General features: G+C 72.4%; 22 protein-coding genes. 8 read left to right on the forward strand and 14 right to left on the reverse strand.

Annotation, left to right across the window (positions count from 1 at the left end; translation table 11 throughout):
* Window positions 1-115: 115 nt before the first annotated feature.
* From Scani_RS24785 to Scani_RS24810, 6 genes are all read left to right on the forward strand, one after another.
* On the forward strand, window positions 116-880 hold the full coding sequence (locus Scani_RS24785) for an IclR family transcriptional regulator (protein ID WP_159479997.1): 765 nt from the start codon (window positions 116-118) through the stop codon (window positions 878-880).
* Window positions 881-1,109: 229 nt separating this feature from the next.
* Window positions 1,110-1,898 (forward strand): MIP/aquaporin family protein, encoded by a 789-nt coding sequence (locus Scani_RS24790; protein WP_159479999.1) that lies wholly within the window; start codon window positions 1,110-1,112, stop codon window positions 1,896-1,898.
* A 49-nt stretch (window positions 1,899-1,947) separates the two neighbouring features.
* The gene (gene glpK, locus Scani_RS24795; RefSeq protein WP_159480000.1) at window positions 1,948-3,489 is read left to right on the forward strand and encodes a glycerol kinase GlpK; all 1,542 of its coding nucleotides are present in this window, start codon (window positions 1,948-1,950) and stop codon (window positions 3,487-3,489) included.
* A 2-nt stretch (window positions 3,490-3,491) separates the two neighbouring features.
* Complete coding sequence (locus Scani_RS24800) at window positions 3,492-5,096, forward strand: glycerol-3-phosphate dehydrogenase/oxidase (RefSeq protein WP_159480002.1); 1,605 nt, start codon at window positions 3,492-3,494, stop codon at window positions 5,094-5,096.
* Between the two features lie 229 nt (window positions 5,097-5,325).
* The gene (locus Scani_RS24805; RefSeq protein ID WP_159480004.1) at window positions 5,326-6,366 is read left to right on the forward strand and encodes a glycoside hydrolase family 18 protein; all 1,041 of its coding nucleotides are present in this window, start codon (window positions 5,326-5,328) and stop codon (window positions 6,364-6,366) included.
* Between the two features lie 74 nt (window positions 6,367-6,440).
* Entirely contained in the window at window positions 6,441-7,112 is a 672-nt protein-coding gene (locus Scani_RS24810) for a FadR/GntR family transcriptional regulator (RefSeq protein ID WP_159480006.1), read from the forward strand.
* A gap of 28 nt (window positions 7,113-7,140) precedes the next feature.
* Here Scani_RS24810 and Scani_RS24815 read toward each other — a convergent pair whose 3' ends face one another.
* The 8 genes from Scani_RS24815 to Scani_RS24850 all read right to left on the reverse strand — a co-directional run bounded on the left by Scani_RS24815 (window position 7,141) and on the right by Scani_RS24850 (window position 15,870).
* The gene (locus Scani_RS24815; RefSeq protein WP_159482353.1) at window positions 7,141-7,929 is read right to left on the reverse strand and encodes an SDR family oxidoreductase; all 789 of its coding nucleotides are present in this window, start codon (window positions 7,927-7,929) and stop codon (window positions 7,141-7,143) included.
* Between the two features lie 199 nt (window positions 7,930-8,128).
* Window positions 8,129-8,986: an amidohydrolase family protein gene (locus Scani_RS24820; RefSeq protein ID WP_159480008.1), complete on the reverse strand. Its 858-nt coding sequence runs from the start codon at window positions 8,984-8,986 to the stop codon at window positions 8,129-8,131.
* 17 nt (window positions 8,987-9,003) lie between these two features.
* Window positions 9,004-9,975 carry an aldo/keto reductase gene (locus Scani_RS24825; protein ID WP_159482354.1) on the reverse strand — a complete coding sequence of 324 codons (972 nt, stop codon included), beginning with the start codon at window positions 9,973-9,975 and terminating at the stop codon, window positions 9,004-9,006.
* Window positions 9,976-10,013: 38 nt separating this feature from the next.
* Window positions 10,014-11,045, reverse strand: a complete 1,032-nt coding sequence (locus tag Scani_RS24830; RefSeq protein ID WP_159480010.1) for an ABC transporter permease — start codon at window positions 11,043-11,045, stop codon at window positions 10,014-10,016.
* Window positions 11,042-12,637, reverse strand: a complete 1,596-nt coding sequence (locus Scani_RS24835; RefSeq protein WP_159480012.1) for a sugar ABC transporter ATP-binding protein — start codon at window positions 12,635-12,637, stop codon at window positions 11,042-11,044. Before Scani_RS24835 ends, Scani_RS24830 begins: the two co-directional genes overlap by 4 nt.
* A 2-nt stretch (window positions 12,638-12,639) precedes the next feature.
* A complete protein-coding gene (locus Scani_RS24840; RefSeq protein ID WP_159480014.1) occupies window positions 12,640-13,671 on the reverse strand; it encodes a sugar ABC transporter substrate-binding protein in 1,032 nt (343 codons plus the stop codon).
* A gap of 61 nt (window positions 13,672-13,732) precedes the next feature.
* Window positions 13,733-14,530 (reverse strand): SDR family NAD(P)-dependent oxidoreductase, encoded by a 798-nt coding sequence (locus Scani_RS24845; protein WP_159480016.1) that lies wholly within the window; start codon window positions 14,528-14,530, stop codon window positions 13,733-13,735.
* Window positions 14,527-15,870 carry an enolase C-terminal domain-like protein gene (locus Scani_RS24850; protein WP_159482355.1) on the reverse strand — a complete coding sequence of 448 codons (1,344 nt, stop codon included), beginning with the start codon at window positions 15,868-15,870 and terminating at the stop codon, window positions 14,527-14,529. The genes Scani_RS24845 and Scani_RS24850 overlap by 4 nt, the downstream gene beginning before the upstream one ends.
* A 261-nt stretch (window positions 15,871-16,131) precedes the next feature.
* Between Scani_RS24850 and Scani_RS24855 the strand changes: the two genes are divergently transcribed.
* Window positions 16,132-17,250: a PAC2 family protein gene (locus Scani_RS24855; RefSeq protein ID WP_159480018.1), complete on the forward strand. Its 1,119-nt coding sequence runs from the start codon at window positions 16,132-16,134 to the stop codon at window positions 17,248-17,250.
* A 114-nt stretch (window positions 17,251-17,364) separates the two neighbouring features.
* On the opposite strand, the gene Scani_RS24860 is transcribed toward Scani_RS24855, so the two are convergent.
* The 5 genes from Scani_RS24860 to Scani_RS24880 all read right to left on the reverse strand — a co-directional run bounded on the left by Scani_RS24860 (window position 17,365) and on the right by Scani_RS24880 (window position 24,247).
* Window positions 17,365-20,421, reverse strand: a complete 3,057-nt coding sequence (locus tag Scani_RS24860; protein WP_159480020.1) for an NPCBM/NEW2 domain-containing protein — start codon at window positions 20,419-20,421, stop codon at window positions 17,365-17,367.
* Window positions 20,422-20,583: 162 nt separating this feature from the next.
* Window positions 20,584-21,813 (reverse strand): cysteine--1-D-myo-inosityl 2-amino-2-deoxy-alpha-D-glucopyranoside ligase, encoded by a 1,230-nt coding sequence (gene mshC, locus Scani_RS24865; RefSeq protein ID WP_159480022.1) that lies wholly within the window; start codon window positions 21,811-21,813, stop codon window positions 20,584-20,586.
* Window positions 21,814-21,944: 131 nt separating this feature from the next.
* A complete protein-coding gene (locus Scani_RS24870) occupies window positions 21,945-22,874 on the reverse strand; it encodes an SCO1664 family protein (protein ID WP_174872749.1) in 930 nt (309 codons plus the stop codon).
* The gene (locus tag Scani_RS24875; protein WP_159480024.1) at window positions 22,838-23,428 is read right to left on the reverse strand and encodes a DUF3090 domain-containing protein; all 591 of its coding nucleotides are present in this window, start codon (window positions 23,426-23,428) and stop codon (window positions 22,838-22,840) included. Before Scani_RS24875 ends, Scani_RS24870 begins: the two co-directional genes overlap by 37 nt.
* A 120-nt stretch (window positions 23,429-23,548) precedes the next feature.
* Complete coding sequence (locus Scani_RS24880) at window positions 23,549-24,247, reverse strand: histidine phosphatase family protein (protein ID WP_159480026.1); 699 nt, start codon at window positions 24,245-24,247, stop codon at window positions 23,549-23,551.
* 59 nt (window positions 24,248-24,306) lie between these two features.
* Between Scani_RS24880 and corA the strand changes: the two genes are divergently transcribed.
* Window positions 24,307-25,299, forward strand: a complete 993-nt coding sequence (gene corA / locus Scani_RS24885; RefSeq protein WP_159480028.1) for a magnesium/cobalt transporter CorA — start codon at window positions 24,307-24,309, stop codon at window positions 25,297-25,299.
* 39 nt (window positions 25,300-25,338) lie between these two features.
* On the opposite strand, the gene Scani_RS24890 is transcribed toward corA, so the two are convergent.
* Window positions 25,339-26,127, reverse strand: coding sequence for a ferritin-like domain-containing protein (locus tag Scani_RS24890; RefSeq protein ID WP_159480030.1), 789 nt, complete (start codon window positions 26,125-26,127; stop codon window positions 25,339-25,341).
* Between the last annotated feature and the right edge of the window lie 218 nt (window positions 26,128-26,345).

The raw sequence follows: 26,345 nt of genomic DNA on the forward strand, positions 1-26,345 counted from the left end.
CAGTGATCGTTGGCAGACTCCGTTCGGCGAGCAAAAGGTTCCAGAACGCTGACTCCAGTCGGCATGGACCGATATCGTTCAGCATTGTCGAACCGCTCACTTCGGAGGTTGCCCGATGGCACGCACCATCCAGTCGCTGGAGCGCGCCGCAGCGATGCTGCGGCTGCTCGCAGGAGGGGAACGGCGACTGGGACTCTCCGACATCTCCTCCTCACTGGGACTGGCCAAGGGCACCGCCCACGGGATCCTGCGCACGCTGCAGCAGGAGGGTTTCGTCGAGCAGGACGTCGCGTCCGGCCGCTACCAGCTGGGCGCGGAGCTGCTGCGGCTGGGCAACAGCTACCTGGACGTCCACGAGCTGCGCGCCCGCGCCCTGGTATGGACCGACGATCTGGCCCGCTCCAGCGGTGAGGCCGTCTACCTGGGCGTCCTGCACCAGCAGGGCGTGCTGATCGTCCACCACGTCTTCCGGCCGGACGACAGCCGGCAGGTACTGGAGGTGGGCGCGATGCAGCCGCTGCACAGTACGGCGCTGGGCAAGGTGCTCTCGGCGTACGACCCGGTGGCGCACAGCGAGATCGTCGAGGCGGACCGGGAGGCGTTCACCCCGCGCACGGTCACCGGGCTGGGGGACTTCGAGGGGCTGCTGGACCTCGCCCGGGCACGGGGCTGGGCCGCGGACGTGGAGGAGACCTGGGAGGGCGTGGCGTCGGTGGCCGCGCCGATCCACGACCGGCGGCGGATGCCGGTGGGTGCGGTGGGCATCACAGGCGCGGTCGAGCGGGTCTGCCAGGAGGGCGAACTGCGGCCGGAAATCATCGCTGCCGTGCGCGATTGCGCACGTGCAGTGTCCCGGGATCTTGGTGCAGGGCGATTCTGACCGGATTCGCCCCATCAGTTCACCTAAGTTTTTGGCCACGGAACCCTTGACGGGGTTCTACCGGTGAACAAAACTGCCGTTCGTCGGTCGGCATTGCCGAACACCTAACGGCAATATTCGCTATGGTGGGGCATTGCCGCGGGCCGACCACCGCCCTCTAGGAGGGCGCGGACCACCGGACGGGACCCGGGGTTCGCCTTCCCCTGGACGAAGGACAAAGGAGTCGCGGGTGTCCAGCTCCGACATCTTCATCAGCGAGACCATCGGTACCGCTGTTCTGATCTTGCTCGGCGGTGGCGTATGCGCCGCCGTCACCTTCAAGCGCTCCAAGGCGTTCAACGCCGGATGGGTCGCCATCGCCTTCGGGTGGGGCTTCGCCGTCCTCACGGGTGCCTACATCGCCGCGAAGTCCGGCGCACACCTCAACCCTGCGGTCACCATCGGTCTCGCCATCAAGGGCGGTATCGAGTGGAACCAGGTGCCGGTCTACTTCGGCGGCGAGATGCTCGGCGCCATGATCGGCGCGGTGCTGGTGTGGATCACGTACTACGGGCAGTTCCAGGCCCATCTGAGTGACCCCGAGGTGCTGGCCGACCACACCAGCGAGGAGGGACTGGTCGACCAGTCCGCCGCTCCGTCGGCCGGACCGGTCCTCGGCATCTTCTCCACCGGCCCGGAGATCCGGAACGCGGTGCAGAACCTGGCCACCGAGATCATCGCCACCACGGTGCTCGTGCTGTCGATCCTCACGCTCGGTCTGAGCGACAACGGCAAGGGCGTCGGCGTCATCGGCACCCTGCTGGTCGCGCTGGTCGTCACCGGTATCGGTCTGTCGCTGGGCGGTCCGACCGGGTACGCGATCAACCCGGTCCGCGACCTCGGCCCGCGCATCGTGCACGCGCTTCTGCCGCTGCGGAACAAGGGCGGTTCAGACTGGGGCTACGCCTGGATCCCGGTCGTCGGCCCGCTGATCGGCGGAGCCATCGCCGGTGGTATCTACCAGGTGGCGTTCGCCTGAGCCGCCTGACCGCCCCGACTCCGCCCGCACAGACTTCTTGGAGCACACCATGAGCGACACCCCCAGCACCGCCTCCCACGGGCACGGCCCGTTCATCGCGGCCATCGACCAGGGCACCACGTCCAGCCGCTGCATCGTCTTCGACAAGGACGGCCGGATCGTCTCGGTCGACCAGAAGGAGCACGAGCAGATCTTCCCGAAGCCGGGCTGGGTGGAGCACGACGCCACCGAGATCTGGACCAACGTCCAGCAGGTCGTCGACAGCGCCGTTCACAAGGCCGGGCTGACCGCCGCCGACGTCAAGGCGATCGGTATCACCAACCAGCGCGAGACCACCGTGCTGTGGGACCGCACCACCGGTGAGCCGGTCCACAACGCGATCGTCTGGCAGGACACCCGTACCGACGCGCTCTGCAAGGAGCTCGGCCGCAACGTCGGCCAGGACCGTTTCCGCCGCGAGACCGGCCTGCCGCTGGCCTCGTACTTCGCCGGTCCGAAGATCCGCTGGCTGCTCGACAACGTCGAGGGCCTGCGCGAGCGCGCCGAGCGCGGCGACATCCTCTTCGGCACCATGGACTCCTGGGTCATCTGGAACCTGACCGGCGGTGTCGACGGCGGCGTGCACGTCACGGACGTCACCAACGCCTCGCGCACCATGCTGATGAACCTCCACCGCCTCGAGTGGGACCCGAAGATCCTCACGTCGATGGAGATCCCGGCGGCCGTGCTGCCGGAGATCAAGTCGTCCGCCGAGGTCTACGGCCGCACCACCGGCGGTGTGCTGGCCGGCGTCCCGGTCGCCTCGGCGCTCGGTGACCAGCAGGCCGCGCTGTTCGGCCAGACCTGCTTCGAGCAGGGCGAGGCCAAGTCCACGTACGGCACCGGCACCTTCATGCTGATGAACACCGGCCACGAGCCGGTGAACTCCTACAACGGACTGCTCACCACGGTCGGCTACCGCATCGGCGACCAGCAGCCGGTCTACGCCCTGGAAGGCTCCATCGCCGTCACCGGCTCGCTCGTCCAGTGGATGCGCGACCAGATGGGCCTGATCAACAGCGCGGCCGAGATCGAGACCCTGGCCAGCACGGTCGAGGACAACGGCGGCGCGTACTTCGTGCCGGCCTTCTCCGGTCTGTTCGCCCCCTACTGGCGCTCGGACGCGCGCGGTGTCATCGCGGGCCTGACCCGCTATGTCACCAAGGCGCACATCGCGCGCGCCGTGCTCGAGGCCACCGCCTGGCAGACCCGCGAGATCACCGACGCCATGACCAAGGACTCCGGCGTCGAACTGACCGCGCTCAAGGTCGACGGCGGTATGACCTCCAACAACCTGCTGATGCAGACCATCTCGGACTTCCTGGACGCGCCCGTGGTGCGCCCGATGGTCGCCGAGACCACCTGCCTCGGCGCTGCCTACGCGGCCGGACTGGCCGTCGGCTTCTGGTCCAGCACCGACGAGCTGCGCGCCAACTGGCGCCGGGCCGCCGAATGGACCCCCCGGATGGAAGCGGCCACCCGTGACCGCGAGTACAAGAGCTGGCTCAAGGCCGTCGAGCGGACCATGGGCTGGATCGAGGACGAGGAGTAAACATGAGCACCCTGCAGAGCGTCCCGGCACTCGGGACGCACCCGGCCAATGGTTCGCACGCGAGCCGCGCCGAGACTCGGGAGCAGCTTTCCAAGGCGACGTACGACCTCCTGGTGATCGGCGGCGGCATCCTGGGCATCTCCACCGCCTGGCACGCCGCACAGGCCGGACTGCGGGTGGCCCTGGTGGACGCCGGTGACTTCGCCGGCGCCACCTCCTCCGCCTCCTCCAAGCTGCTGCACGGCGGTCTGCGCTACCTGCAGACAGGCGCGGTCAAGCTGGTGGCGGAGAACCACTTCGAGCGTCGTGCGGTGTCCCGCCAGGTGGCACCGCACCTCGCGAACCCCCTGACCTTCTACCTGCCCGTCTACAAGGGCGGCCCGCACGGCGCCGCCAAGCTGGGCGCGGGCGTCTTCGCCTACTCGGCGCTGTCCGCTTTCGGCGACGGCGTCGGCCACGTCATATCCCCGGCCAAGGCGCAGCGCGACGTGCCGGAGCTGCGGACGGACAACCTCAAGGCCGTGGCCGTGTACGGCGACGACCAGATGAACGACTCCCGGATGGCCCTGATGACCGTCCGTGCGGCGGTCGAGGCCGGCGCCACGGTCCTCAACCACGCCGAGGTCACCGGTCTGCGCTTCACCCAGGGCCGGGTCACCGGTGCGGAGCTCAAGGACCGCATGGAGGGCGCGGAGTTCGGCGTCAACGCCCGCCTGGTGCTCAACGCCACCGGCCCGTGGGTGGACCACCTGCGCAAGATGGAGGACGCGAACGCGGCCCCCTCCATCCGGCTGTCGAAGGGCGCGCACCTGGTCCTCAAGCGGACCGCGCCCTGGAAGGCCGCGCTGGCCACCCCGATCGACAAGTACCGCATCACCTTCGCCCTCCCCTGGGAGGACATGCTGCTGCTGGGCACCACGGACGAGGAGTTCGAGGGCGACCCGGCGGACGTCTCGGTCACCGAGAAGGACACCGCCCAGATCCTGGACGAGGCGGCCTTCTCCGTCCGCGACCAGCAGCTGTCGCGGGATCTGATCACGTACTCCTTCGCCGGTCTGCGGGTGCTGCCCGGCGGCCCCGGCAACACCTCGAAGGCCAAGCGCGAGACGGTCGTGACCGAGGGCAGCGGCGGCATGCTGTCGGTGGCCGGCGGCAAGTGGACGACCTTCCGGCACATCGGCCGTACGGTCATGAACAAGCTGGCCGCGCTGCCCGGCCACCCGCTGGCCGAGGACATGGAGCCGATCGCGCACCTGCCGAAGAAGCTCCCGCTGCCCGGTATCGCCAACCCGAACGCGGTCGCGCACCGGCTGCTCGTCGACGGCGGCACGCCCGGTCCGCGGATGTCCCCGGAGACGGCCCGTCACCTCGCCACCCACTACGGCTCGCTGTCCTTCGACATCGCCCGGCTGGCGAACGAGAACCCGGCGCTGGCCGAGCGCATCCACCCGGACGCCCCGGAGATCTGGGCGCAGGTCGCCTACGCCCGTGACCACGAGTGGGCCGAGACGGTCGACGATGTGCTGCGCCGCCGCACGACGCTGACGATCCGTGGCCTGGACACGGAGGACGTACGGACCAAGGTCAAGGACATGCTGGCCGGCTGACGGAGACGGACGGCCGTCGCGGACGGCGGCCGGGCGAGCCGACGGTGCCTCACGGTGACCTACGCCGCGTGACGATGGGGCGGTCCACGGGGCCGCCCCATCGCCCTATCCGCAGGCAGGGCCGGGTGTGCGGCCGGGTGCGGGCAGCCCCGGCGGTGACTGTCAGTGGCGGCTGCGATGATGTGGACCGAGACGCATCAACGGGGGATGCGGCAACGGGGGGATGACGATGGCGCGACAGCGATGGCGGCGTGCGGGAAAGTGGACGGCCTGGGGGGTCGCCCTGCTGATCGTGCTGCCGGTGGCACTGGCCGGTACGGCGCTGCGCGCCCAGTACGCGGGGGCGGCGTCCCCGCAGACCACGACCCGCGGGCGGGACGCGCTCTGGCTCGGCCACGCCTGGGTCGACGGGCGGCGGGACGCGTCGGACGTGGCGGCGCTGCGACGCCGGATCGGGGGCACGGGCATCCGCGATCTGTATGTGCACGCCGGGCCGTTGGAGCACGACGGCACCCTGCCGCCGGCCCGTCGTGCCTACCCGCGGGCGCGGTGGCTGATCGCCGCGCTGCACCGTGCGCTGCCGTCGGTGCGGGTGCACGCCTGGCTGGGCGACCGGCTGGTGTACGAGGCGGGCGAGCGGGGCGGGCTGCGGCTGTCGGACGCCTCGGCCCGCCGGGCGATCGTGGCGAGCGCCCGCCAGGTGATGGCGGACGGGTTCGCCGGGGTCCATCTGGATCTGGAGCCGCTGCACTCGGACAACGCCGACTATCTGCGGCTGCTGGACCGGCTCGGGCCCGCGGTCCACGACCGTGGCGGGCTGCTGTCCGTGGCCGTCCACCAGATCGACCCGCTGCCCGGACTGCACACGGTCAGCGGGGCGGTGACGGGCCACCGCAAGTGGATATCCCAGCGCTTCTTCGGGCAGGTGGCGCGCCGGGTCGACCAGATCGCGCTGATGTCCTACGACACGGGTCTGCCGGCCGAGAGCCTGTACGGCGGCTATGTGGCGCAGCAGACCCGGCTGGCGCTGGAGGCGACGGGGCCGCACACCGATCTGCTGATGGGGCTGCCGTTCTTCCACACCGACAGCATCGGCCATCACGCCTCGGCGGAGACGGTGCGGGCCGCGGTGCGGGGCATCCGTCTGGGGCTGACCCGCGAGGACCCGGGCCGCCGGCGGTTCGGCACGGCACTGTACGTCGACTTCGCCGCCACCCAGGAGGACTGGGCCGCGTACGGGAGCGGATGGGGAGCGCGTCGCGGGTCATAATGAGCGCAGACATCGGATGTCTATCCCGGCATCCGGCGGGCGGTATCCGGGCGGGTCCGAGCGGGGAGGTCGGCATGGCGGTCACCGACGAGGCCATCGAGAAGATCAAGGGCATGATCGTCTCCGGCGCGCTGCGGCCGGGCGACCGGCTGCCGAAGGAGAGCGAGCTGGCAGCCGATCTCGGCCTGTCCCGCAACTCGCTGCGCGAGGCGGTGCGCGCGCTCTCCCTCATCCGCATCCTGGATGTGCGCCAGGGCGACGGCACCTACGTCACCAGCCTCGATCCGCAACTCCTGCTGGAGGCCATGAGCTTCGTGGTGGACTTCCACCGCGATGACACGGTGCTGGAATTCCTCGCCGTCCGCCGGATCCTGGAGCCGGCCGCCACGGCGATGGCGGCCGGCCGGATGGGCCTGGCGGAACTGGACGCGCTGGAGGCCCAGTTGGACGCACTGGGGCCGAGCCCCTCGGTCGAGGACCTGGTCGCCTGCGATCTGGAGTTCCACCGCGGGATCGTCGCGGCGTCCGGCAACTCCGTGCTGTGCTCGCTGCTGGACGGGATCTCCGGGCCGACCACCCGGGCCAGGATCTGGCGGGGGCTGACGCAGAAGGACGCGGTGGCCCGCACGCTCACCGAGCACCGCGCGATCCTCGGCGCGCTGCGCGACCGGGACGCGGAGGCGGCTCGGGCGTGGGCGACGGTGCACATCGCCAGCGTGGAGCAGTGGTTGCGCGCGTCGCTGTGAGGCGCGCGACCACCCGCCGCGCGCCCGGTCAGGCCGCGAAGCCGCCGTCCACCGCGATCGAGGCGCCCGTGATGTACCGTCCGCCCTCGCCCGCGAGATGGGCCACGGTCGCCGCGACGTCCCAGGCCCGGCCGTACGACCCCAGGGCGGTGAGCCCGGCCTGCATCCGGGCGCTCTCGCCGTCGGCCGGGTTCATCTCGGTGTCGATGGGGCCCGGGGTGATGAGGTTGGCGGTGATGCCGCGCGGCCCCAGCTCCTTGGCCAGGGTGCGGGTCAGGCCGGAGAGGGCGGCCTTGCTGGTGGCGTAGAGGGTGCCGCCGGGGAAGGCGACCCGCTCGGCCATACAGCTGCCGATGGAGATGATCCGGCCGCCCTCGGCCAGATGAGCGGCCGCGGCCTGCGCCGCCAGGAACGGGGCCCGGACATTGGTCCGCAGCACCCGGTCGACATCGTCGAGGGAGATCCCCTCGAAGGGGCCGAGCACGCCGATGCCCGCGTTGTTCACCAGGATGTCCAGCCGCCCGAAGTGTGCGACGGTGCCGGCCACCGAGGCCCGCACCGCCTCCGCGTCACCGCTGTCGGCCCGTACCGCCCGGGCCCGCCCGCCGGCCTGCTCGATCTCCTCGACGACCTGCTCGGCCTTGTCCTTCCGGCTCCGGTAGGTCAGGGCCACCGCCGCACCGTCGGCGGCCAGCCGCAGCGCCGTCGCCTCGCCGATGCCCCGGCTGCCGCCGGTCACCAGGGCCACCTTGCCGGTGAGCGGCCGGGGGCCGGTCGCCGCCGTCGCCGCCGCCATCACGGTCGCCGTCATCGTCATCACCTTCGCTTCGAGTCGTCCGTAGCCGTCCACCGCCACGGGCAGCACGAGCAGCCGTGGGCGGTGGTACGCAGCCGCCCGCGGTTGTCCGGAGCCGGCTGGATTCCGCAGGGGGACACCGCCTTGCCGGTGTTCTCCGCGGTACGACTCGATCCTCCGGTGCGGCGGGATCCGGAGCTGGCGGAATCCGGACGCCGTGTCAGGGGCCCGGCGGCTCCGGTGCCGGCGGCGTCCCGATGCCGTACACCCGCCCGGCCGTTCCCCCGAAGACGTCCGACCGTTCCGTCTCGCCGAGATGGCCGGTGGCCGCCTCCGCGAGCGCCACGACGTCCTCGTAGCCCGCGGCCAGCGTGCACACCGGCCAGTCGGAGCCGAACATCACCCGGCCGGGGCCGAAGGCCTTCAGGACGTGCCGGGCGTAGGGCAGGATCTGCTGCGGCCGCCAGGCGTCCCAGTCGGCCTCGGTGACCAGCCCGGACAGCTTGCAGCTGACGTTCGGCAGCCCGGCGAGCGCGGTGAGGGCGTTTGCCCAGGGCTGCCAGTCCCCCCGGGCGACCGCCGGTTTGGCGGCGTGGTCCAGCACGAATGCGAGGTGGGGCACGGCGCGTACGGCGGTGCGGGCGGCGGGCAGTTCGCGCGGGGTGACCAGCAGGTCGTAGACCAGCCCGGCGTCGGCCAGGGTGCCCAGGCCCCGGAGCACGTCCGGCCGGACGAGCCAGTCGGGGTCCGGTTCGTCCTGCACCTGGTGCCGGACGCCCACCAGCCCGGCGGGCAGCGCCGCGAGGACCTCGGCGAGCGCCGGGTCGCGGAGGTCGGCCCAGCCGACGACACCGGCGATGGGCCCCTCCCCCGCCGCGAGGGTGAGCAGTTCGGCGGTCTCCTCGTACGAGGACGACGACTGGACGACGAGGGTGCCGTCGATGCCGTGGCCGGTCAGATGCGGGGCGAGGTCGCTCAGCGCATAGCTGCGGCGGATCGGATCGGCCCACGGCCCGTCCATCCAGGGCTGTTCGCGCCGGCTGAGGTCCCACAGATGGTGATGGGCGTCGATACGCATCAGGGGCGCGCTCCGGCTCAGTCCTGCAGGGGCAGCGGCAGATCGGGGTCGAGCAGGCCGCGGGCGACGAGCGTATGCCACAGTCCGTCCGGGATGTGACGGGTGAACAGGGCGGCGTTCTCGGCCATCTCCTCGGGACGGGCGGCGCCGACGACGGCGGAGGCCACGGCCCGGTGCCCGAAGGGGAAGCGGAGCGCGGCGGCCTTGAGGGGGACTTCGAACTCGGCGCAGACGGCGGCAAGTCGACGCGCCCGGTCGAGGACGGCGGGCGGCGCGGGTGCGTAGTCGTAGGGCGCGCCGGGCGACGGGTCGGCCAGCAGGCCGGAGTTGTAGACGCCGCCGACGACCACGGAGGTGCCGCGGCGCTCGCACTCCGGCAGCAGATCGTCGAAGGCGGTGCGCTCCAGCAGGGTCCAGCGGCCGGCGCAGAGCACCACGTCCACGTCTAGGTCGGCGACCAGGCGGGCCAGCGGACGGCTGTGGTTCATGCCGAAGCCGATGGCGCGCACCAGGTGCTGTGCGCGCAGCTCGGCGAGGGCCGGGAAGCCGGTCTCGTACACCTCGCGCAGGTGGTCCTCGACGTCGTGGAGGTAGACGATGTCGACGGCGTCCACCCCGAGCCGCTCCAGGGACGCGTCCAGCGTGGCGCGGATGCCGTCACGGGTGAGGTCCCGCACCCGGGCGCGGGCGGGGGTGCCGACGAAGCCCTCGCCGTCGGCCCGCTCCCCCGGCGCCAGCGGCCGCAGCCGGCGGCCGACCTTGGTGGAGAGGGTGTAGGCGGCGCGGTCGCGGCCGCGCAGCGCCCGGCCGAGGCGTTCCTCGGACAGGCCGACGCCGTAGTGCGGGGCGGTGTCGAAGTAGCCGGCGCCGGTGGCGAGGGCGCTGTGGACGACGCGCTGCGCCTGCTCCTCGGGGACGGCGCGGTAGAGGTTGCCGAGCGGGGCGCAGCCCAGGCCCAGGGGCGGGACGCTGACGCCGCTGCGCCCCAGCTCCCTCGGTCCGTACGGGGGACGGTGCACGGCGGGCCTCAATCCTGCTTCTCGCCGCTGGTGAACCGGGAGATGACCAGCGCGACGATGATGATCATGCCGTTGAGGAACTGGGTCCACAGCGGTGGCACGCCGCCCAGTGTCATCACATTGATGACGAGCTGGAGCGTGAGGACGCCGGTGAGCGCGCCGAAGAGGGTGCCCCGGCCGCCCTTGAGGCCGATGCCTCCGATCACCGCGGCGGCGAAGACCTGGAAGATCCAGCCGTTTCCCTGGCTCGCGGAGACCGCGCCGTAGTGGCCGGTGTAGAGGATCCCCGCGAAGGCGGCGAGCAGTCCGCCGACGGCCAGCACGATCCAGGTGAGGCGGTCCACCCGGATGCCGGCCGCGCGGGCCGCCTCCGGGTTGCCGCCGACGGCGTAGAGCGCCCGCCCGTGCCGGAGGTAGCCGAGGGCCGCGCCGCCGAGGGCGAAGAGGGCGAGGCAGATCCAGACGGCGGCCGGGATGCCCAGCCAGTCGGCCTTGCCCAAGTAGGCGAAGGACTCCGGGACATCGCCGATGGACCGGCCCTCCGAGAGACCCACCTGGAGGCCGCGGAGCATGGTGAGCATGCCGAGGGTGGCGATGAAGCCGTTGACCCGCAGGGTGAGGATGAGGAAGCCGTTGGCGGCGCCGATCGCCGCGCCCACGGCCAGGCAGAGCGGGATCGCCGTCCAGGAGGGGAGGAGCTCCAGCCCGGCGAAGCGGGCGCCGTGTGCGGGCATCACCAGCCACAGCGCGATCACCGGGGCCAGGCCGATGGTGGACTCCAGCGACAGGTCCATCCGTCCGCTGATGAGGACGAGTGCCTCGCCGAGCACCAGCAGGCCCAGCTCCGTGGACTGCTGGACGACGCCGACGAGGTTGTCCCGGGTGAGGAACGCGGGCGACACGATGAAGCCGATGACGCCCAGCACGAAGATCACCGGCACCAGGGAGAAGTCCCGCCAGCGGGCCGGGCCGACCCGTGGCCGACGGCGCGGCGGGCCGTGGACCGCCTCGGTGGCCGGCGGCGATACGGTCTCGGTCATGGCGCGGTCCCTTCCGTTCCTTGCGCGGTCCGGGTGTGCGGGGCGGGTTCGCGGCCGCCGCCGGCCGGGCCGGGCGCTGCCTCCTCGCCGGCGGCGGCCGCCAGGCCCTCCATCGCGGCGACGAGTTCGTGGTCGTGCCAGCCGGCAGCGAATTCCGCGGTGACGCGCCCGTGGAAGACCGCCAGCACCCGGTCGCAGACCCGCAGGTCGTCCAGCTCGTCGGAGACGATCAGGGCGCCGCTGCCGCCGTCCGCGACCTCCCGTACGACGCCCAGCAGCGCGTCCTTGGACTTGACGTCGACGCCGTTGGTGGGCCGGACGGCGACCAGCACGGCGGGCTCGCGGGCCAGCGCGCGGGCGATCACGACCTTCTGCTGGTTGCCGCCGGAGAGCCCGGACACCGGCTGGTCCGGCCCGGTGGTCCGGATGTCCAGTGCCGAGATCATCCGCCGGGCGAACGCGCGGGTCCGGGCGGGCAGTACGGTGCCCATCGGCCCGAGCTGGTCGGCGACGGTGAGCGTGGCGTTCTCGGCGACGCTGCGCCCCGGGACGAGCCCTTCGCGGTGCCGGTCCTCGGGGACGTAGCCGATGCCCGCGGCGAGGGCGTGCGGCACACTGCCCGTACGCACCGGCCGCCCGCGCACCGTGATCCGGCCGCCGTCGGGGGCGCGCAGCCCCACCAGGGTCTCCCCGATCGCGGTGGTGCCGCTGGCCGTGGCGCCCGCGAGCCCCACCACCTCCCCGGCCCGTACGGTCAGGTCGAGCGGCGCGAAGTACCCGTCGGCGGTGAGCCCCCGGGTGCGCAGCACCGGCTCCCCCGCCGGGCGCGCGCCCCTCGGCCGCTGCCGCGCCGGGCCCGCCGCCTCGCCCGTCATCGCCGCCACCAGCGCGTCCTCGGCCAGCCCCGGGACGGGCGCGGTCAGCACATGGCGGGCGTCGCGGAAGACGGTGACGGTGTCGCACAGCTCGTGGACCTCCTGGAGGTGGTGCGAGATGAACAGGAAGGCCACCCCCTGGGCGCGCAGTTCGCGCAGTCTGCCGAAGAGCCGGTCGATGCCGCCGGCGTCCAGCCGGGCGGTGGGCTCGTCGAGGATGATCAGCCGGGCACCGAACGACAGCGCGCGGGCGATCTCCACGAACTGCCGCTGCTCGACGCCGAGTTCCTTGATCCGGGCGGCCGGGTCGACCTCGACGCCGTACCCGGCGAGCAGCTCGCGGGCCCGCTCGCGCAGCGCCCGCCAGCGGATGGTGCGTCCGCCCGGCAAGCGGCCCAGGAAGAGGTTCTCCGCGACGGTCAGCTCCGGCACGGTCATCGACTTCTGGTGGACGCAGGCGACCATGCGCTGCCAGGCGGCGGTGTCGCCCCAGCCGGGCGCGGGCGCGCCGCCGAAGGTGACCCGGCCGGCGTCCGGGCGGGCCATGCCGGTCAGCACGGACACCAGGGTGGACTTGCCGGCGCCGTTGCGGCCGACGAGGGCGTGCGCCTCCCCGGGCCGTACGGTCAGCCGGGCGCCGTCGAGCGCGACGGTGGGACCGTAGCGTTTGACGATTCCCTCGGCGTGCACCGCCGCCGTGTCCTCGGCCGTTCCCACGGCTACTTCTTCTTCTCGAGCTGGTTGGCCCACAGTTTCTTGTCGTCGACGGTGTCCTTGGTGACCAGGGGCGCCGGCAGCTGGTCCTCCAGTCCGTTCTTGATCTTCACGATGGTCGAGCCGTGACCGGTGGGCCCCGGCCTGAAGGTCTTGCCCTCCAGACCGGCCCTGGCGTAGTACAGCGCGTACTTGGCGTACAGGTCGGCGGGCTGGGAGAGGGTGGCGTCGATGGTGCCGGCGCGGATCGCGTCCAGTTCGTCCGGGATGCCGTCGTTGGAGATGATGGTGATGTGCCCGTCGGAGCCGGCCGGCCGCAGCAGCTTCTTCTGTTCCAGGAGGGCGAGCGTCGGCTGCAGGAAGGCGCCGCCGGCCTGCAGGTAGATGCCGTGGAGATCCGGGTGCTGGGCGAGCAGGCTCTGCAGCTTGGCGGAGGCGACCTCGCCCTTCCAGTCGGTGGCCAGCTCATGCACGGTGATCTTCGGGAACTTCTTCTTCATGCACGCCGCGAACGCCTCGGAGCGGTCCCGCCCGTTGATCGAGCTGAGGTCGCCCTGGAGCTCGGCGACCCGGCCCTTGCCGCCCAGTTGCCGCCCGAGGTACTCGCAGGACTTCTCGCCGTAGGCCCGGTTGTCGGCGCGTACGACCATGTAGACCTTGCCCTCGTCGGGGCGGGTGTCGACGCTCACCACCGGGATCTTCTTCTCCGCCAGGCGCTGCAGCGCGGCGGTGATGGCACCGGTGTCCTGCGGTGCCATGACGATCGCCTTGGCGCCCTGGTCGGTGAGCGCCTGCACGTTCGAGACGACCTTGGCGATGTCGTTCTGCGAGTTGGACAGCGGCAGCGCGGCCGGTCCGCCGTGGTCCAGGTCCTTTTCGAGGTACTGCTGGTAGGAGTTCCAGAAGTCGGTGTCCGTACGGGGCATGTCGATGCCGATCCTGCCGCCCGCGGCGTCGCTGCCGCGGTTGCAGCCGGCGAGCGCGGCGGTGGCGAGCACCGCGGCACAGGCCGCCGCGCCGGTCGTACGCAGTCTCATGGGTGGTCCCTCGGTCGTGGTGGGCGGCTGGGGTGCGGGGCGCGGCAGGGGCGGTGGCCGGTCAGGTGGCGGGCCGCGGCCGCAGCCCCTGCATGCCCCCGTCCACGGCGAGCGCCGTGCCGGTGATGCCGGAGGCGGCCGGGGACGCCAGGGAGGCGATGGCGGCGGCCACTTCGTCCGCGGTGACCATCCGGCCCAACGGCTGGCGGGCTTCGAGGGCGGCGCGTTCGGCGGCCGGGTCGTCGGCCCGGTCCAGCAGCCTGCCGACCCACGGGGTGTCGGCGGTGCCGGGGTTGACGCAGTTGACGCGGATGCCCTCGCCCAGGTGATCGGCGGCCATCGCGAGGGTCAGCGAGAGGACCGCGCCCTTGCTGGCGCTGTAGAGGGCGCGCTGCGGCAGGCCGGCGGTGGCGGCGATGGAACAGGTGTGGGTGATGGAGACCCGGCCCGGGGCTTTGGCGGCGGCGCGGCGCAGCGCCGGGAGCGCGGCGCGCGCGGTGCGCACCAGGCCCACCACGTTCACGTCCCAGACCCGGCCCCACTCCGCGTCATCGTTGTCCTCGACCGTGCCGACGGCGCCGATGCCGGCGTTGCCGACGAGGGTGTGCAGGGCGCCCAGCTCCCCCACCGCCTCGTCGACGGCGGCGCGCACCGCGGCGTCGTCGGTGACATCGGCCCGGACCGGGATCGTCCCGGCGGGCGCGCCGGAGGGGTCCCGGTCCAGGACGGCGACCCTGGCGCCGCGCGCCAGCAGCAGGGCGGCGGTGGCCGCCCCGATGCCGGAGCCGCCGCCGGTGACGAGCGCGGCCATCCCCTCGAAGTCGGCCGGCGGCCGGCCGTGTCGCGGTCCGTGGCTCATACGGGGACCTCCTGTTCGCCGTGCCGGTGGTGCGGGGGCCGGCGGGCGCGCCACACCGGCCCGTCGGGGAAGCGGTGGGCGGCGACCGACGCGGGCTTCATCCGGGCCGAGAAGCCGGGTGCGGTGGGGGCGCGGTAGCGGCCGCGCTCGACGACGACCGGATCGCTGAAGTGGTCGTGCAGATGGTCGACGTACTCGATCACCCGGTCCTCGCGGCTCCCGGACACCGCCACGTAGTCGAACATCGCCAGGTGCTGCACCAGTTCGCACAGTCCGACCCCGCCCGCGTGCGGGCACACCGGTACGCCGTACTTCGCGGCCAGCAGGAGGATCGCGAGGTTCTCGTTGACGCCGGCCACCCGCGCCGCGTCGATCTGGACGAAGTCGACGGCGCCGGCCTGCAGCAGCTGTTTGAAGACCACGCGGTTGGCGACGTGCTCGCCGGTGGCGACCTTCACGGGCTGGCCGGTGCGCACCGCGGCGTGTCCCAGGACGTCGTCCGGGCTGGTGGGTTCCTCGATCCAGTGCGGGGCGTACGGGGCGAGCGCGGTCATCCAGCGGACCGCCTCGGCCACGTCCCAGCGCTGGTTGGCGTCGACGGCGATCCGTATGCCGGGCCCGACCGCGTCCCTCGCCAGCCGCATCCGCCGCGTGTCGTCGTCGAGGTCGGCCCCGACCTTCAGCTTGATCTGGCCGAAGCCGTCGGCCACCGCTTCCTTCGCCAGCCGCACCAGTTTGTCGTCGTCGTAGCCGAGCCAGCCGGGCGAGGTGGTGTACGCGGGGTAGCCCTCGGCTTTGAGGCGGGCGGTGCGCTCGGCCCGGCCGGGTACCGCGGCGCGCAGGATCGCCAGCGCCTCGTCGGGGGTCAGGGCGTCGGAGAGGTAGCGGAAGTCGACGAGCGAGACCAGCTCCTCCGGCGTCAGCGCGGCGAGGAACTCCCAGACCGGCAGGCCGGCGCGGGCGGCGGCGAGGTCCCAGGCGGCGTTGATCACGGCGCCGGCCGCCATCTGCATCACGCCTTTCTCGGGGCCGAGCCAGCGCAGCTGGGAGTCGTGGGTGAGGTCGTGGTGCAGGGCGGCGAGACCGGCGGCGGCGGTGGGCACGGGGCGGCCGACGAGGTACGGGGCGAGGGACCGGATCGCGGCGGCCATGACATCGTTGCCGCGCCCGATCGTGAAGCAGAGGCCGTGGCCCCGCGGTCCGCCGTCGGTGTGCAGCACGACGTAGGCGGCGGAGTAGTCGGGGTCCGGGTTCATGGCGTCCGAGCCGTCGAGCTGCTCCGAGGTGGGGAACCGGACGTCGTGGACCTCGAGCGCGGTGACGGTGTCGGCCGCGGCCATGGGCATGCCCCCTGAGATGTTGCGGAAGAACATCGGACCTTTCCCGGTCATCCGATGTATAGACCCGCGCGTCAGGCATCGTCCAGACCCCGTACGGAAGTTGACCGAACAACGCTCGATACAGATCGGATGAATAGCGACCCCTTCGTGCAAAGGGGCTGCGGACCGGCACCTCGGACGCCGTAGTCTTGGGAACGCACGCAATGGAACTGCAGCCGGCGGCCGCCCCAGGCGGCCGGACCGGTCGGAAGGAGGCGCTGGGTGATCGAGCTCGAGGGGGTGCCCGAGCTGATCGACCCGGTCATGGTGGCCGCGTTCGAAGGCTGGAACGACGCCGGCGACGCCGCCTCCGCCGCGGTCGCGCATCTGGACCGGGAATGGAAGGGCGAGGTCTTCGCCGCGCTGGACGCGGAGGACTATTACGACTTCCAGGTGAACCGCCCCACCGTCTTCCTGGACGGCGGCGTACGCAAGATCACCTGGCCGACGACCCGGCTCTCCGTCGTCCGCATCGGCGACACGAACGGCAAGGGGCGGACCCGCGATCTCGTCCTGGTCCGCGGTATCGAGCCCAGCATGCGCTGGCGCTCGTTCTGCAACGAAATCCTCGGCTTCGCCCATGAGTTGGGCGTGGAGATGCTGGTGGTCCTGGGCTCGCTGCTCGGCGACACCCCGCACACCCGCCCGGTGCCGGTCAGCGGGGTCACCTCCGACGCCGACCTCGCGAGCCGCCTGGATCTGGAGGAGTCCCGCTACGAGGGCCCGACGGGCATCGTCGGCATCCTCCAGGAGGCGTGCACCCATGCCGGCGTCCCGGCGGTGAGCCTGTGGGCCGCGGTTCCGCACTACGTCTCCCAGCCGCCCAACCCCAAGGCCAGCCTCGCGCTGCTCAACCGCCTGGAGGACCTCCTCGACGTCCGGATCCCGCTCGGTGAGCTGAGCGAGGACGCGCGCGCCTGGCAGCTGGGGGTCGACCAGCTGGCGGCGGAGGACAGCGAGGTCGCCGAGTACGTCCAGTCGCTGGAGGAAGCGCGCGACACCGCGGACCTGCCGGAGGCGTCCGGCGAGGCCATCGCCCGCGAGTTCGAGCGCTATCTGCGCCGCCGCGACCCGCAGGCCGGCCCCGGCGTGGCGACCGAGGGCGGGCTCGCCGACGGCCGCGACAGCTCCTACCTCCGCGACTCCACCAGCGGCCGCACCCGCCCGCCCCGCCCGGTGTCCAAGGAGCCGCGGGAGCCCAAGCCCGGCGACGACACGGGTACGGGGCCGAAGGACGCGGGCAGGGACAAGGGCTCCACGGAGACCCCCGGCCCCTCGGGAGACACGGACTCCGCCGACCCCGCGCAGCCGGAGGACGGCCCGGAGGACTCCGGAAGCTGAGCGCCACGGCACACCACGGGCGCCGGACCGGCCGTCGAGCCGGACCGGCGCCCGTGCGCTGCCCCGCCTGCCGGGCGGGTTAGGGGGTGTCGTCCGAACGACACCCCCTGGCGCTCAGCCCGAGCAGTGGAAGCGTGCCCCCGCCCAGTCGCCGTGATCACCGGACTTCTTGCCGTCCGTATCGGTCACCCTGAGCCGTACGTGCCGGGCCCCGCCGAGCGGCACGTCCACCGCCACCGGCGCCGACGTGCCGGTCAGCTTCGGTGAGGTCCACAGCACCTTGCCGTCCGCCTCCACCGAGAAGGCGACCTCCCCGTAGTCGGCGATCTCGTCGTCGATCCCGGCGTCCGCGGTGAAGGACGAGCAGCGCCCGCCGGTGTAGAACTCCAGGCCGGAGTCGGCGTGCGTCCCCAGGCCCTTGGCGTACGTCTTCCCGGCGAGGGTCAGCGGATGGCCGTCCGCCGCCCCCGACTCGCCGTTGCTGCGGTCGCGTTCGGCCGGCCCGTAGCCATTGGTCTCGCTCAGCCACTCCAGATCGCTCGCCCAGGTGTCCTCGGCGGGCGCCGGCGGTACCGGCCGCACCTGGAAGCGGTGCACCGCCGTGCGCGGCGCACCGGCCGAGCGGTAGCGGACGGTCGCGGTGACGGTGACCGGGTCCGCGCTCCTGGCGTCCCGGGGCGCGGTGAGCGTCAGCGCGTCGCGCCGTGTGGCGCCGGCCGGGATCCGCGCATGGCGCACCGGCGCCGAGACCTTCCAGCCCCGGGGCGCGGACAGCGCCACCGAGACCTGATGTGCCGTACGGGTGCCCGCGGTGAGCGCCGTCCGTACGGTCGTCGGCGCGCCCTTGGTCACCTCCTGGCCGCCCGGTGTGGTCACCGCGACCGTCGCACCCGGCGTCCGGCCGCCGACCGCGCTCGCGCCCTTCAGCACCAGGCCGAACGCACGGTCGGTGGGGCGGGTGGCGGTCTTGATCCGGACGACGCCCGCACGGTCTGCGGGGTCGTGGAACCAGCCCTCGTCCGCGGCCTCGTAGGCGGCCGCGGACGGCAGCCGCTTCAGCGGCCGGCCGTCCAGTGCGACCCCGCGCGGGGCGTCCCCGGTGTGCACGGTGAAACGGTAGGGCCGGGCCGTCTGCTTGCCGCGGAACGAGCCCCGGGAGGCGCCGACGTCGATCCGTACGTCGCCGCCGCCGGAGCGCGGGGCCGCCACCCGCACCCGCTGGGTGGCGCTGTGGCCGTCCCGGTGCGCACGGGTCACCCCGTCGTCCTCGTAGAGGGTGAACGAGGAACGGCCCTGCGGGTAGACGTCCCAGGCGAGCGGCGAGTGCGCCGTCCGGTCCTGGTAGGACCTGATGCCGGGCCACATGGGCACGGCGGCACCGGCCCTGACGAACAGCGGCAGGGTGTCCAGCGGTGCGCTGTAGCCGTCCACCGTGACCGGCCCCTGGTAGGTGCGTCCGGACCAGTAGTCGACCCAGGTGCCCCGGGGGAGATAGATGCCGTCACGGGTGTCGCTGTCCTGGTGGACGGGCGCGACGAGGAAGTCCCGGCCGGTCAGGAACTCGTACTTGGCGGCGTCGGTCGCGGCCTTCGGGTCGTCGGGGTATTCCAGCGACAGCGGGCGCACCGGTCCGATGCCGGTCCGGGTGGCCTCCGCCGCGTAGGAGTACATGTACGGCAGCAGCGATTCCTTCAGCTTCAGGTACGTCCGGCTGATGGAGGTGTAGGGCTCGCCGTGGCGATAGGGCTGCTTGTCGGTGGGCGCCCAGCCGTCCATCGTCATCATCGCCGGGAGGAAGGACTTCCACTCCAGGTCGCGGACGTAGGTCCGGGGGCTGCCGCCGAAGATGCCGTCCACGTCGCCGGTCGTGTAGGCGAGTCCGGAGAGCGTCGCACCCGCGTAGGTCGGTATCTGCCAGCGGATGTAGTCCCAGCTGCCGCTCTGGTCACCGGACCACTGGACCCCGCAGCGCTGGGCGCCCGACCAGCTCTCGGGGGCCCAGGTGAAGCCCCGGGCATCGCTGTTGTCCTCGATGCCCCGGTAGGCGTCCTTGCAGCCGTCCAGCGCGAACTTGTAGCCGTCGCCGACCCAGGCGACGTCCAGTTTGGCGATCCGCTGGCCCGCCTTGACCTGGTCGGCGAGCTTGCCGATGCCGTCCTCGGTCCACAGTCCGAGCTTCATCTTCCGCTCGCCGAGGCCCTTCGAGGTCCCGGCGAGGTTCTCGTAGCCGCAGCCGTAGCCGTCGTTGACCAGCATCCAGCCGTTGGGCAGGTCGTGCTCGGTGTATCCGTCGGCGACCTTCAGGGAGTCCAGGGTGTGCCGCTCCCCCCGGTTCGCGTTGTGCAGGTAGCAGTCCGAATCCCCGATCTCCAGGCCGTACAGCGGCGGCAGGAAGGGCTTGCCGGTCAGCGAGGTGTACTGGCCGATGACGTCCTTGGCGCTCGGCCCGGCGAAGTAGTAGGCGTCGAACCGCCGCTCCTCGGCCCTGGTCGTCACCGGCTGCCCGAAGGCGTAGGTGTTGGGCGCGTACGTATTGCGGAAGACGCCGTACCCCGCGGAGGAGAGGTAGAACGGGACGGAGTTGGGGTGTCCGCCGTCATCCCAGTGGTAGTCGACGCCGACCTCGACGGTGTGGCCGCGGTGCGAGGTGTTGCCGCGCCCGTTCTGCATACCGGCGCCGTAGAACTGCTCGTCGCCGCCGCGCGCCAGGGTCTGGGTGGTGGTCTTGTCGTCCCAGCTCAGCCCTTTCGCCTCGGACCACACCAACGAGCCGTCGGCCCGCCGCAGTTCGAAGCGCAGCGGCGCCTTGAAGGCCTTCAGGGTGACCTGCGAGGTGCGGAGTTCGTAGGCGTCGCCGGCGTCCCGCCAGTGGGTGGCGGGCGGTGCGCCCTGGGGCAGCACGATGTCCTTGCCGGTGGGATCGGAGAAGGTGCCGTCCGGGGCGAGTTCGACGCGGAAGGTCCGGTCCGTCACGAAGCTGACGCGTGCCTCGGCCCGGCCGGCGTGCAGGTGGTAGACGGGCCCGTCCGCGGCGAAGCCGGTGATGTCGCCGACGGTCTGTGCGTGAGCGGGAGCGTCGGCCCGTACGCCGCCCACCGGCCCCGCGACGGCCGCCGCGATCCCGAGCAGCACGGCAACGACCGCCGCCCGCAGTCCTGTTGGTTTCCTCATGCCCGCAGCTCTAGTCCGCCGCCGCGCCGCGCCTCCATGGACTCTCGGGCCGGGTTGCTGGATTTCTGCGCGGCAGCGGGCCGCCGCACCGGGTGGGACACGGCAAGAGGGGCGCCCCCGCCGTTCGGCAGAGGCGCCCCTGAGGACGGATACGGCGGGTGCTTACAGGGCCACGCCGAGCAGCGCGTCGACCGCGCGGGAGACGAGGCCGGGCGCGCCCTCCTCGGTGCCGCCGTCGGCCTCCTGGGCCGCGGCCCAGCGGTCCACGGCCGCGAGGGCGGCCGGGGAGTCCAGGTCGTCGGCCAGCGCCGTACGGATCTCCTCCAGGAGGGCGTCGGCGGACGGGCCGTCGGGACGGGAGACCGCGGCACGCCAGCGCGCCAGCCGCTCGACGGCCTCCTCCAGCACCGCGTCGGTCCACTCCCAGTCGGCGCGGTAGTGGTGCGCGAGCAGCGCCAGACGGATCGCGGCCGGGTCGGTGCCGTTGCGCCGCTCCGCGGAGACGAAGACGAGGTTGCCCTTGGACTTGGACATCTTCTCGCCGTTCAGGGCCACCATCCCGGCGTGCACATACGCCTTGGCGAACGGGTACTCGCCGGTGAGCGCCTGGGCGTGCGAGGCGCCCATCTCGTGGTGCGGGAAGGCCAGGTCGGAGCCGCCGCCCTGGACGTCGAAGCCCATGCCGAGGTGGTCCAGGGCGATGGCGACGCACTCGATGTGCCAGCCGGGCCGGCCGCGGCCCAGCGAGCCGCCGTCCCAGCTCGGCTCGCCGTCGCGGGCCGCCATCCACAGCATCGGGTCGAGCGGGTTCTTCTTGCCCTCGCGCTCCGGGTCGCCGCCGCGCTCGGCGGACAGCAGCCGCATCGCCTCGGCGTCCAGCCCGGAGACCGCACCGAAGTGCGCGTCGGACGCGACGGAGAAGTAGGTGTCGCCGTCCAGCTCGTAGGCGGCGCCGGCGTCGCGCAGCCGCTCCACCAGCGGGACGATGCCGGGTATCGACTCGACGGCGCCTATGTAGTGGCGCGGCGGCAGCATCCGCAGGGCCGTCATGTCCTCGCGGAAGAGGGCGGTCTCGCGCTCGGCGAGTGCCGTCCAGTCGTCGCCGGTGGCCACGGCCCGCTCCAGCAGCGGGTCGTCGACATCGGTGACGTTCTGCACGTAGTGCACTTGGCGCTTCGTGTCGAGCCACACGCGCTGAACCAGGTCGAACGCGTTGTAGGTCGCCGCGTGCCCCATGTGGGTGGCGTCGTAGGGCGTGATGCCGCAGACGTAGATACGGGCGACGGGACCGGGGTCGAGGGTCACCCGTCCGCCGGTCGCGGTGTCGTGGATCCTCAGGTCGCGGCCCTGACCGGGCAGGGCGGGGACCTCAGAAGCGGGCCATGCATGCATGCCATGAGCCTAACCGGATGCATGTTCCGCATACGAACCGGACCGGAGGTCTGGCCGGAAAGGCGGTCTTGTGTTCGGTTGCCGAACATGCAAGGCACATCCGGTGTTCCCCGCCGGGCCGACGCCGGGGATCAGACCGGCGGCCAGGGGATGGCGGGCCATTCGCCGCTCGGCTCCGGGTGCCGTCCGCTGCGCAGCAGCCCGGCCACCCGCGCCCGCAGCGCCGCGATCTCGTCATCCGTGATCAGTTCGGCCAGTCGGGCGGCGAGCGGCCCGGCGCCCTCCAGCGCCCGCTGAAGGCCCCGCAGCACCTCCAGCGCCTCGTCGGTCAGCGGCTCCCCCGCCCATCCCCACAGCAGCGTGCGCAGCTTGTCCTCGGCATGGAACGTCACGCCGTGGTCGATGGCGAAGAACTCCCCGTCGGCGCCGGGCAGCAGATGGCCGCCCTTGCGGTCACCGTTGTTGATCACGGCGTCGAGCACGGCGAGCCGCCGCAGCCGCGGATGGTCGGCGTGCACCAGCAGCGCGGTGCGGCCCTCGCCGGTCTCCGCGAAGCCGACCGCCTTCCAGCCGGGCCCCGGCTCCTCGTCCTCCACCAGCGCCAGCAGCTCGGGGACCTCGTCGCTGTTCTCCGGCGGATCGATCCACTCCTGGACCATGCCGGTGCCGTACGGGCCGTCGCGCAGGACCGTCGGGGGAACGAGGTCCCAGCCGCAGGCACGGGAGATCTCGTACGCGGCGACCTCGCGCTGGGCGAGCGTGCCGTCGGGGAAGTCCCACAGCGGGCGCTCGCCGGCCACCGGCTTGTAGACACAGGAGGCGCTGTGGCCGTCCTGGGCGACCGTGCAGTAGAGCACGGCGTTGGAGGCCTCCTGGATGCGCCCGCGGACGGTCAGCTCACCGTCGGCGAGAAGGGCGTCCGGCCGGGCCCCGGCGGGCTCCGGCGCGGCCGGCGGCGGGTCCTGGGGGCCGACGGGAGCGGGCAGCGGCGCGGCCGTCTCGGCCGGTTCGGCGGGCATGGCGCTCAGGCGTCCCGCCGGTATCCGTTCTGGCGCGGGCATACGTGTCCCTCCGGGTCGAGCGGCAGGCTGCACAGCGGGCACGGCGGGCGGCCGGCGTTGACCACTTCGAGCGCCCGCTTGGCGAAGGCCCTGGCCATGGTTCCGGTGAGGCGGACCCGCAGCATCGGCGGGCCGTTCTCGTCGTCCTGGAGCAGCCGCTCCTCGGCGTCGGCGAGGTCCTCGTCGCTGTCCGCGTCCAGCTCGACCAGGGCCTGGGCCTCGACGATCATCCGCTCGTCCTCGCCGTCCCAGGCGAGCGCCATCGTGCCGACCCGGAACTCTTCCTCGACGGGCGTCTCCAGGGGCGCGGCGTCGGCCAGCTCGGCGGGCGAGACCGCGGGCACCGGGGCATTGCCGCCGCTGCGCCGCACGACCTCGTCCAGCAGCTCGTCGATCCGCTCGGCGAGCGCCGCGACCTGGGTCTTCTCCAGGGCCACGCTGGTGGTGCGGCCGGAGGCAGTGGCCTGGAGGTAGAAGCTACGGCGGCCAGGCAGCCCGACCGTACCGGCCACGAAGCGGTCCGGCGCGTCGTAGAAGAACACCTGACGGGACAACGTCCTGCTCCGTTTGCTCGACTGCGGGGTCACTGCGGTCGCTGCACGTCCTGCGGTCACTGCGCGGATCGCAGGTGCGTGGCGGGCAGCGCCGTCGCACCACCCTACTGCGCCGACTGATCACGCTGCTCCCGCACCACCGCCGACTGCCGCGTCCCGGTCGGCCGCCGCGCTGCCGCCGTCCTCCCGGGGCGCGAGCGAACCGAAGTCACCGGTGTCCCCGAGCCGTACGAGGTAGGGACGCAGCCGGGTGTAGCGGATCGCGGTGACCGAGCAGGGCTCGACGGAGATCCGCTGGAAGAGGTCGAGGTGCATGCCCAGTGCGTCGGCGACCAGGGACTTGATGATGTCGCCGTGCGAGCACATGACGTAGGCCGCCTCGGGGCCGTGCGCCTCCTCGATGCGGGCGTTCCAGTCGCGCACCGCGTCCACCGCCCGGGCCTGCATCGCGCGCATCGACTCGCCGCCGGGGAAGGCGGCCGCCGACGGGTGCTGCTGGACGACCTCCATCAGCGGCTCGTCGCCCAGCTCGGCGAGTTTGCGGCCCGACCAGTCGCCGTAGTCGCATTCGCTGATCCGGTCCTCGATGTGCAGCGTGAGCCACGGCCGGGCGTCCAGCAGCGGCTGCAGGGTCTCCCGGCAGCGCTGCAGCGGGCTGGAGACGACGGCGGTCAGCGGCACCTGGGACAGCCGTGCGGGCAGCGCGGCGGACTGGGCGCCACCGCGCTCGTCTAGAGCGACGCCGGGCGCCCGCCCGGCGAGCACTCCGGCGGTGTTGGCGGTGGAGCGGCCGTGCCGCACCAGGATCAGCGTGGGCATGGGCGCCACCCTACGTTCCCGGCCCGCGTTCCTGGCAGGTGGCGGTGGGACGAGCGAGAATGCCAGGTGTGATCGTGGACTGCGCCATCTACCGGGACGGCCGCCGCGCCGAGTGCGCGACCGACTTCTCCCGCGCTCTGGAAGAGGCACGGGCCGAAGGGGACGCCTTCCTGTGGCTGGGGATGCACGAGCCGACGGAGCACGAGTTCGATCTCGTCAGCAGCGAATTCGGGCTGCACCCGCTGGCCGTCGAGGACGCGCTCAAGGCGCATCAGCGGCCCAAGCTGGAGGTCTATGACGACTCGCTGTTCATGGTGCTGAAGCCGATCACGTACGACGACGCGGCCTCCACGGTGACCGCGTCCGAGGTGATGGTCTTCCTGGGCGAGGCGTTCGTGGTCACCGTCCGGCACGGCGAGGCCAGCCCGCTGGCGGCGGTGCGCCGGCGGCTGGAGGAACACCGGGAGATCCTCCGGCACGGCCCGGGGGCGGTGCTGTACGCGGTCTGTGACGCGGTGGTCGACCACTACATCGACGTGGCTGCCGAACTCCAGCTGGATCTGGAGGAGTTGGAGACGGAGGTGTTCGCTCCGGTACGCCGGGACACCAAGAACACCGCGGCCGAGATCTATGCGTTCAAGCGCGAGGTGCTGGAATTCCGGCGGGCGACCGGCCCGCTGGCCGCGCCGATGACCCTCCTGCAGAACCCCGGCGTGCCGTATGTGCACGACCACGCCCGGCCGTTCTTCCGCGATGTCGACGACCACCTCACCCGCGCCAACGAGTCGGTGGAGAGCCTGGACCGGCTGCTCTCGGACATCCTGGCCGCCCATCTGGCGCAGATGGGCGTACGGCAGAACGACGACATGCGCAAGATCTCGGCCTGGGCGGCGCTGGCGGCCGTACCGACCCTGATCGCCGGCATCTACGGCATGAACTTCGAGCACATGCCGGAGCTGACGTGGTCCCTGGGCTATCCCATGGTCCTGCTGGTGATGGTGGTCATCGAGGTCTCGCTGTACCGGCTGTTCAAACGCCGCGGCTGGCTGTGACCGGGCGTTCCCCGGCGACGGTGCGCAGCGCCGGAGGGCTCAGGCGAACTCCGGCGCCGAGGTGGCCGGGCCGCCCAGCGCGTTCCGGCGCTCGGGCATCCGGAGGGTGACCATCCGCCGCCAGCCCCCCAGCCGCTCATAGCCGTACACCGTCCGGATCCCGGCGGTGAGCCCGCCGGACTTCGCCTTGGGCCACTTCAGGATGCGGCCCATGTGGTCCATCACGGCCAGGCTGACGTCCCGGTAGACGACCAGTTCGGCGCGGGCGCAGTCGTGCAGGATCCGCTGGATGGTCCGGCCGTGGCCGTGGCGGGCCAGCCGCAGCAGCTCCTCGTGGCAGTACGCCAGGTGGTTGTCCTCGTCGCGGGAGATGATCCGGATCGCCTTGCCCACCTCGGGGTGGTCGCCGAAGTACCTGTTGAGCATCACCATCTGGTCGGCGGCGCGCTGTTCGGTGACCCGGCTGTGGGAGAGGTAGGTGATGATGTCGAGCTCGCTGAGCGGCTCGTCGCGGCGCAGCTTGTCGTGCGCCAGGCCGATGCCCTGCCGCTCCAGCAGCGAGGTGTAGGCGGTCTCCTCGGGGACCGGGGCCGGCGTCAGGCCGCGCCTGCGCAGCAGGGCGTGGAAGATCCGGCCGTGCTTCTCCTCGTCGGCGCCGTGCCGGGTGGCCTTGGGCGCCAGGTCGCGCAGCGAGGCGGGCATGAGCGCGGCGATCCGGCCGTTCTCCCAGCCGCCCTGGGCCTCGCCGCTGGCCGCGATGGAGCAGAACAGGCGGTAGGAGTCGTCGTTGTCGACGATCTCCTGGAACAGGCTTCGGGCCGAGAACATCTGCGCCACCTCCGAACGGACACACCCGTAAAGGAAAAGTCAAAGGGGGTGTTTTGCCGGAGGCAACCGGAGGCGGCGCGCCGTACGGCCGTTCGGGTGATGTCCGTCCTGATGGCGGGCGTAACCCGGGTACGCGCCGCCACGTTGTGCCGCGTGACGGCCGCGGCGGGGAAGATCCCCCGAGCCCCCGCCACGGCCGCGGGCCCGGTCGGCCCGGC

Source organism: Streptomyces caniferus, from assembly GCF_009811555.1.
GTDB lineage: Bacteria > Actinomycetota > Actinomycetes > Streptomycetales > Streptomycetaceae > Streptomyces > Streptomyces caniferus.

What these genes read in the sequence shown, in the direction of transcription:
- Scani_RS24830 (WP_159480010.1), bottom strand. Translation starts at nt 11,045, where the DNA reads ATGACCGAGACCGTATCGCCGCCGGCCACCGAGGCGGTCCACGGCCCG.
- glpK (WP_159480000.1), top strand. Translation starts at nt 1,948, where the DNA reads ATGAGCGACACCCCCAGCACCGCCTCCCACGGGCACGGCCCGTTCATC.
- Scani_RS24850 (WP_159482355.1), bottom strand. Translation starts at nt 15,870, where the DNA reads ATGGCCGCGGCCGACACCGTCACCGCGCTCGAGGTCCACGACGTCCGG.
- Scani_RS24880 (WP_159480026.1), bottom strand. Translation starts at nt 24,247, where the DNA reads ATGCCCACGCTGATCCTGGTGCGGCACGGCCGCTCCACCGCCAACACC.
- Scani_RS24840 (WP_159480014.1), bottom strand. Translation starts at nt 13,671, where the DNA reads ATGAGACTGCGTACGACCGGCGCGGCGGCCTGTGCCGCGGTGCTCGCC.
- Scani_RS24785 (WP_159479997.1), top strand. Translation starts at nt 116, where the DNA reads ATGGCACGCACCATCCAGTCGCTGGAGCGCGCCGCAGCGATGCTGCGG.
- Scani_RS24845 (WP_159480016.1), bottom strand. Translation starts at nt 14,530, where the DNA reads ATGAGCCACGGACCGCGACACGGCCGGCCGCCGGCCGACTTCGAGGGG.
- Scani_RS24810 (WP_159480006.1), top strand. Translation starts at nt 6,441, where the DNA reads ATGGCGGTCACCGACGAGGCCATCGAGAAGATCAAGGGCATGATCGTC.
- Scani_RS24815 (WP_159482353.1), bottom strand. Translation starts at nt 7,929, where the DNA reads ATGACGATGACGGCGACCGTGATGGCGGCGGCGACGGCGGCGACCGGC.
- corA (WP_159480028.1), top strand. Translation starts at nt 24,307, where the DNA reads ATGCCAGGTGTGATCGTGGACTGCGCCATCTACCGGGACGGCCGCCGC.
- Scani_RS24860 (WP_159480020.1), bottom strand. Translation starts at nt 20,421, where the DNA reads ATGAGGAAACCAACAGGACTGCGGGCGGCGGTCGTTGCCGTGCTGCTC.
- Scani_RS24890 (WP_159480030.1), bottom strand. Translation starts at nt 26,127, where the DNA reads ATGTTCTCGGCCCGAAGCCTGTTCCAGGAGATCGTCGACAACGACGAC.
- mshC (WP_159480022.1), bottom strand. Translation starts at nt 21,813, where the DNA reads ATGCATGCATGGCCCGCTTCTGAGGTCCCCGCCCTGCCCGGTCAGGGC.
- Scani_RS24805 (WP_159480004.1), top strand. Translation starts at nt 5,326, where the DNA reads ATGGCGCGACAGCGATGGCGGCGTGCGGGAAAGTGGACGGCCTGGGGG.
- Scani_RS24870 (WP_174872749.1), bottom strand. Translation starts at nt 22,874, where the DNA reads ATGCCCGCGCCAGAACGGATACCGGCGGGACGCCTGAGCGCCATGCCC.
- Scani_RS24800 (WP_159480002.1), top strand. Translation starts at nt 3,492, where the DNA reads ATGAGCACCCTGCAGAGCGTCCCGGCACTCGGGACGCACCCGGCCAAT.
- Scani_RS24820 (WP_159480008.1), bottom strand. Translation starts at nt 8,986, where the DNA reads ATGCGTATCGACGCCCATCACCATCTGTGGGACCTCAGCCGGCGCGAA.